Raw genomic sequence first — 6,321 nt, 5'->3', positions numbered from 1 at the left:
TGTGTACCTTCTTTGGCTGCGTTGCAGTTATCGGGAGAATCAGTACCGTGAATGGCTTTATAGTAATCATTGTCGGTGGAATAGCTTAAATTGGGGAAAAGACTGTACCCACCAATAGCCCATTTAATATTGCTTAAATTGGCTTCGTTAGCATAATCCACCACGCCAGTAGCAACTGACTAACCACTGTTGTAACAAAACATGGTGCCTCGTTTGGTTTTTACACCACATGCTTGTCCGCTTCTAGTTCCCCCAGTCCTGACAGCATTCCCACCTTGCATTGCAATACCTAGCAAAGACAGAAAAAGCAGCGGAGCAGGGAGATCCCTTTCGGGCATCAGGTCCTCTGTTGCTTTGCACAAGTGGCCCAGCAAGTGCGGCCGCGTTACGGCTAATTGATCGATATTTGCAAGAAAATCTGCTTTCCAACTACTTATATTACTCGGGTGATTTTGATGTTAAAGGAATTGAGTTTGGGAACGTTCTGGCCTATCGTTACGGGAATCGATTTAAAGGTTGGCGTTTTGGCGAGGACAGTTACTTGACAGGGTGTACTATAAATCTTCCGAATGAGGTAGTATTTTCGAATGAAGAACGTCACCAACAAACGATTGATCGTCCGGGATGCGCAGGGCTTTACGGGCAAGAAAGTCGAAATCTACTCGCTGCCTTACTCCTCGATTGATATGTGGTCCACGGAGAATGCGGGCGGATTTCTCGATATGAACGCCGAGGTGGAACTGTGGACGCGTGCGGGCCACATTAAGGTGAAGCTGCAGAAAGGCGTCGATATCCGCAGGTTCGATATGCTTATTGCGAATGCACTGTTAACGAAGTGAGTTGTACGAAGTTTTTATCCCCTGGCTATGAGTGTTTCAGGCCTAAATTCGGTGAAATGGATAGAGCTGGGATGAAAGGCACTTTTTAGGGTGCCTTTTTTTGTTTTGTCATGGGTATACCGGTTTATTCCTTAAAAGTAGGCATTTTGGTAAAATATCAGACACTAATATTTTCCTGAAATGAGGTTGGACAAGCTTGAATAAGGTGGATCCTGGCCGAGTCGGGAGCTTGGCACGCGACCTGGAGCGTTTGGAGCGCACGATGGAGAACGGAATCACGGGAATGTCCAGGGAATTAAACCGGCTCATAAGCGATGTGGAGGCGGCCTATTCCGATCCGTCCGAGCACTACGTGCGTTCCGCGGCGCGTGAAGCCAGCGGCCTGCTGCGGGAAATTGGCAAGCTGGCCGAGCGGATTGACGAGCAGATGAGGAGGAAGGTTCAGGCTTTACGTTATGCGGAAAATACATACATAAAGGCAGAGAAGGATTCGGCAAGGGCGACCGGGGTGAAAAAGTCAGCGACGTTTACCCTGAAGGGGACGATTCAGGGCTGGTTTCAGCGCTTCATGGAGAAAGCGAGACAGAATGTCGCTGATCCAGGCGAGGCTTCGTCTGCAGCGTCGCGGCCATCGCTGCTGCAATGGATTAAGGGCAGCTTGCTGGAGCTTCAGGACGCCTCTTTGGTACAGCGCCTGGACCCGGTAAAGGAGGACGAGCGGATCGCCTCTCTGCTGCAAATTTTGGACACCGGGACAGCGAAGGAGCAGGCGTGGGCGCGTGAAGAACTTGAGGCGATCGCCTCCAGCTTCAAAGAAATTGCCCGTAACCAAGCGGCCTATAAAATATATGCCATTTACAATAACGAGCTGTACATGGGATACGCACATAGGTCCGCCCAGCAGCAAAGGGAGCGGCTGGCGAAGCTCGGCGTCGCTGAGGAATGGTATAAGTCCGGGGTCAGCTTGGCCGTGTTCTATAAAGGCTCTCCGCTGGATGCCTGCGAATATAACCCGCTGAAGCAGGATCTGTCCGCGATGCCGAAAGAGAGCGAGCTGCGCTTGATAATTGCAGCTGGTATGATTAATCCCCTCTACCGGGAATGGGCGAGACTTCACTATGACGCGATTGCGGCCGCGGTGCGTCAAGCGGCAGAGCGGCGTAGGGAAATGCAGGCGCTGTTTGATGAATACAATCAGGCGGTTCCTGCGGAGGATATCCGCAACATGCAGCAATACTTGAAGGACATGAACATCTACCAAGGCGAAATTACGGGCGAATATAATCAGGAATTCCTGATCGCCGTCGCCGGCTACCAGCATATCGCGAACACGGTGAGCACCATGGCGGCAGTTCGGCGTGACTGGTTCGGCTGGGAGCTGTTCGAGGTAGACGGGAAGATCACGAAGGAGCTGCTGGACTTAGCTTGGGCGGAAAGCAGCTCGGGCATGCGCAACAATCCGAACCTGAAAACCGGCGGATTGACCGCTGCCGTAACGATCGTAGGCGTAGGGGACGGCATCGTCAGTCAATTGTTTGAAGATGTGAAGGACTTGGCCGAAGTCGCCATCAATTCCAACCCGGCAACCCTGGGATTCTGGACAGACACCGTGCCGGGATATTACGCTATAGGGGAAGCGATTGCGACCGGTGAACTGACGATTGACGATATGAAGAAGCTGCTCGGCGACGCCGCGGCAGAGGAGTTCGTGGTTCCATTCCAGGATATCATTGAGCTGCAGCCGAAGGTTCTTTCCGGCAAAGCTACCTATGAAGAGAGCGTAAGATACGGACGAGCTGTGACGAAGGCCTTCTTCGCGATCACGGTAGTAGAAGGCGCTGCCAGAGCGGGAGCCAAATTCTCCGGCAAGACCGCGAAGGAACTGGTGAAGAGCGTAAAAGAAGCGGCGCAAACGCGGCCGCAAATATCGTTTGCTACCCCCGGTGGCCCTGAAATCCCTGTCCGGGATATGGACCTGCCGAAGACGGAGCCGCAGTTCTCTAAGTCCAAGCCTGATTCAGGATCGGGTGGCGGGAAGATGGATTCTGTGGAGGGGGCGGGTAAATCTAGTGCTTCTACTATAAGGAGTAGTGTTAGTAACGATATACTAGATGATATGGAGTCTAAGGGTGGCCACTTACTTGATAAACATGTAAGTAAGACCAATGAAGATTTACTCAAGCGTGCTGCTCAAGAAGGAGTACCTTCAACTACCTTTTATAATAAGAGTACTGCATTAAAAGCAACACAAGAAAACATCAGAAAAAATGCAGAGCAAATTTCCGATTGGTTAAATGACCCGAATTCAAGAGGCTATTTGATTACTAAAGTTAAGCATGAATATTCGGTTGGGAGAGGCGTAGATGTTAGAAATGGGGGGAATTCTGCTTCGAAGCAAGTGACCGATAATTTAACTGCCTCTCAGCTCTACTTGGTTAAAGATCCTTCAATGCCTGCAGGTTATAGAATTATTACAGGATATCCAGTTTTCGAATAAGGAGAAGAGTATATTGACTAATGAACAAGAAAAATATGAGAACTTAAAGTATTTTATTGAAAGTTATTTTAATTGGAGTATGGATTATACTGATTTAGGTAAGTTAATTGAGGAATATGAAGAGCGCGAGTCATCATTACATGTAGATGGTCTGGTTCAAGAAATTAAGGAAATCCGCGAACTTAGAAATTGGGAAGAGATAAAAGACTTTGTTTATTTACATGGTAGAAGAAATTTATCAAATAAAAAAATAGAACAAATGATTGAACTATTTATGGTGAAACTAACGGATTTTAATAGATAGTTGACTTGAAGTTCAAAACGTATAAAAGATGCTGTTATTTCCAATCATTAAATGATGTGATAGGGAGGGATAGCATGAACGGTGAATTGAACCTTGAAACGTTTAAGTATTTTCTTGAATGTTATTTTAATGTAAGTGCCAACTATGATGAATTGGATAGACTAATAAATGAATTCAATTCATCTGAAAATCAGAAATATAGACAACAGCTCAGATTCGAATTAGAGCAGATTCTTCAACTGGATAATTGGAATGTGGTTCAGAAATTTGTTAAAAGCTATGGTATGAGAAACATGAATGAAGAAAAACTTAAATGGTTAATTTTACGTATCTTAAATAATTTAAAATGAGGATAAAACAGCAAAGGGGTTTGATGTCATCATCAATCCTATTACTGGACTTCTAGCTCAAGCACCTCAACAATTTACGGATAAACAAATATTGGTCAAAACAACATGTTTGATCCATTGTTTGGAGGGAAAAAGTGATGTCTATTAGTGCCATGGTTTTAGATGCACAAGATGAGTTTGAAGAGAAATTTTTTATTCCTGTAGCTGCTGAGTCTTTCTTTAATAAATGCTGGGAGCCAGCAATCGAAGAGTTAGGACTAAAATGGACGAGGGTATTTCACGTTGGTATTGATTTAGTTAAAGAAGATTTTCCATTTGTTTTAGAAGAACTATTAGAAATAAAAGAGTGGGCGAAGAAGAAATTACCTGAGGAAGATAAATTTATTGGTTAAGTGAGGTGTTCGAAGATATTTCTTACAAAGTAAATAGTAGAGCATTCATCGACTGTTTGAAGAGATTAGAAAATAAATATCCTAATATAGATTTAGCAGATGACATTAAATCTGCTGAAGATTGTATAGATGAGAACGGCTAGGTTCAAGTATTTACGGAACTAGGCACTTACGTGATCAAGGATGATGAATGGTGCTACAAAAATCCGAGAGATATCAATCAAGATTAATATGTATTGAACAGGTCAATTATGGTTAAGCCCACCATGATTGGCCTGTTTTATTTCAACTTATACAAGAAAGAGTTTGAACATGGAGTAGAATCTAAGAAGCCTTCTTCGCCTTGACAGTAGTAGAAGGCGCCGCCAGAGCGGGAGCCAAATTCTCCGGCAAGACCGTGAAGGAGCTCGTGAAGAATGTGAAGAAGCGGCGCAAACGCGGCCGCAAGCCTCTTTGACTACACCCGATGGCCTTACAGTCCCTGTCCGGGATATGGACATGCCGAAGACGGAGCCGCAGTTCTCTAAGCCCAAGCCTGATTCAGGATCGGGTGGCGGGAAGATGGATTCTGTTGAGGGGAAGGGTGAATTCAATGATCCATTGATAATAAAAACGAATAAGGGTATAGAAGTTGAGTTTGTGGCACGGAGAAAGCATCTCAGCAAGCGAGTTATTAATAAACATTAGAGAAGTATGCACTACTTACGGGCTCTATTTTTCGAACGATTATAATGAGTATGATGAAACTGGCAAATTAAAGTCTTGCTCTATTTATTTTAGTGATATGCCTTTTGAAGACAATTATTCAAGGCAAATATCTTGGAATTTGTACGATGAGCCTTATAACTATCAGACCATAGATTTCAACTGGGATGAGTCTGAAAACCAATATTTCAAGGCAATGGTATCCGAGGATTTCTATGAAAATGAAGATTTACTATTTAAGATCCTTTATGGACTTCCAAAAGTATATCCATCTGCAAAAATATGGATTGAGGACAACTGGTTTTATACAATTGAAGATTTAGAAAAAATAAAAAGTAGACCATTTGACGATGAATGGTGCTATAAAAATCCGAGAGATATCACCCAAGATTAATATGTATTGAACAGGTCAATTATGGTTAAGCTCGCCATGATTGACCTGTTCTTTATTAAAACAAACAATGAGTGCCTATGGCAATCTACTATAACTCCATTTGCTCAGCCAAGTCTTTTAAATGTGACGATAAAACTTCCGGTTGTGATAAGAATGGTGAGTGGTCTGTATCCATGGTAATCATGTACTTGCAAGGTGTTCGCGTGTACATTGCTCTTTGACATCCTGGGGAGATCGCCTTGTCCTTGAGGGTTTCAATATACGCACGCGGGACTCTTCCGAAATGATCTTCCGTTACTCGAACAGGTGTGACAAAAGGTAGCGGTGGTTGAAGACAAAGCTTTTGTTGTGCCTCTAAAGCATCGTTTTCAGAGCATTCACCAAAAAAAACATCTTTTATAAATGGCTCATGGAGCTTTAAATAGGTGTTATCCTCGCTTTTTACGATGGGGAGAGGAGATTCCTTATTGTCTCTTTCGAGAATTTGCAGTAAGGTTTGTCCATTTTCCGGCAGAAAGGCACATAAATAAACGAGCAATTGAATTTGTTCAGGGCGATATTCAGCGGTTTGTGTGATCACAAGTCCACCCATGCTGTGCCCCACCAAAATAACCTGTTCAGACTCATTGTCCAAAACACGGCATAGATGATCCGTATAGTCTTGCAAAGTAACTTGAGAAGTTGCCGTTGTATCCGTTCCATGTCCGGGCAAGTCTACGGTAAGAACCCGGTTTCCGGCCTCTCGCAACAGAGGGACAACTTTATCCCAACACCATCCTCCGTGCCATGCGCCATGAACTAAAACAAAAGTGCTCATTTTTTCACTCCTTTTTATTGGCC

At 44.4% G+C, this 6,321-nt stretch carries 7 protein-coding genes and 1 pseudogene; 7 read left to right on the top strand and 1 reads right to left on the bottom strand.

The genetic code is table 11. The annotated features are described in order from the left end of the window. The first annotated feature begins 280 nt into the window (after window positions 1-280). The 7 genes and pseudogenes from GNP95_RS26800 to GNP95_RS24700 all read left to right on the top strand — a co-directional run bounded on the left by GNP95_RS26800 (window position 281) and on the right by GNP95_RS24700 (window position 5,481). Window positions 281-685: a DUF2399 domain-containing protein gene (locus GNP95_RS26800; RefSeq protein ID WP_155613481.1), complete on the top strand. Its 405-nt coding sequence runs from the start codon at window positions 281-283 to the stop codon at window positions 683-685. Further along, window positions 600-839: pseudogene (locus GNP95_RS24725) on the top strand (PH domain-containing protein); the annotation flags it as partial. The gene GNP95_RS26800 and the pseudogene GNP95_RS24725, both read left to right, overlap by 86 nt. Before the next feature lie 205 nt (window positions 840-1,044). After that, entirely contained in the window at window positions 1,045-3,336 is a 2,292-nt protein-coding gene (locus GNP95_RS26315; RefSeq protein ID WP_330163612.1) for an RNase A-like domain-containing protein, read from the top strand. Between the two features lie 13 nt (window positions 3,337-3,349). Further along, window positions 3,350-3,640, top strand: a complete 291-nt coding sequence (locus tag GNP95_RS24715; protein ID WP_155613480.1) for a hypothetical protein — start codon at window positions 3,350-3,352, stop codon at window positions 3,638-3,640. A gap of 74 nt (window positions 3,641-3,714) precedes the next feature. Continuing rightward, window positions 3,715-3,990 (top strand): contact-dependent growth inhibition system immunity protein, encoded by a 276-nt coding sequence (locus GNP95_RS24710; RefSeq protein WP_155613479.1) that lies wholly within the window; start codon window positions 3,715-3,717, stop codon window positions 3,988-3,990. Window positions 3,991-4,127: 137 nt separating this feature from the next. After that, the gene (locus tag GNP95_RS24705) at window positions 4,128-4,382 is read left to right on the top strand and encodes a hypothetical protein (RefSeq protein ID WP_155613478.1); all 255 of its coding nucleotides are present in this window, start codon (window positions 4,128-4,130) and stop codon (window positions 4,380-4,382) included. A gap of 631 nt (window positions 4,383-5,013) precedes the next feature. Then, window positions 5,014-5,481, top strand: a complete 468-nt coding sequence (locus GNP95_RS24700; RefSeq protein ID WP_155613477.1) for a hypothetical protein — start codon at window positions 5,014-5,016, stop codon at window positions 5,479-5,481. Between the two features lie 88 nt (window positions 5,482-5,569). Here GNP95_RS24700 and GNP95_RS24695 read toward each other — a convergent pair whose 3' ends face one another. Next, on the bottom strand, window positions 5,570-6,298 hold the full coding sequence (locus tag GNP95_RS24695; protein WP_155613476.1) for an alpha/beta fold hydrolase: 729 nt from the start codon (window positions 6,296-6,298) through the stop codon (window positions 5,570-5,572). Window positions 6,299-6,321: the final 23 nt, after the last annotated feature.

The organism is Paenibacillus woosongensis (assembly GCF_009725165.1).
GTDB lineage: Bacteria > Bacillota > Bacilli > Paenibacillales > Paenibacillaceae > Fontibacillus > Fontibacillus woosongensis.
Note: the sequence above shows the minus strand (reverse complement) of the source record. Positions and strands in the feature narration are given on the sequence as shown.

Excerpts from the sequence above, each read along its gene's own strand:
- GNP95_RS24695 (WP_155613476.1), bottom strand. The coding sequence starts at position 6,298 with ATGAGCACTTTTGTTTTAGTTCATGGCGCATGGCACGGAGGATGGTGT.
- GNP95_RS24705 (WP_155613478.1), top strand. The coding sequence starts at position 4,128 with ATGTCTATTAGTGCCATGGTTTTAGATGCACAAGATGAGTTTGAAGAG.
- GNP95_RS24710 (WP_155613479.1), top strand. The coding sequence starts at position 3,715 with ATGAACGGTGAATTGAACCTTGAAACGTTTAAGTATTTTCTTGAATGT.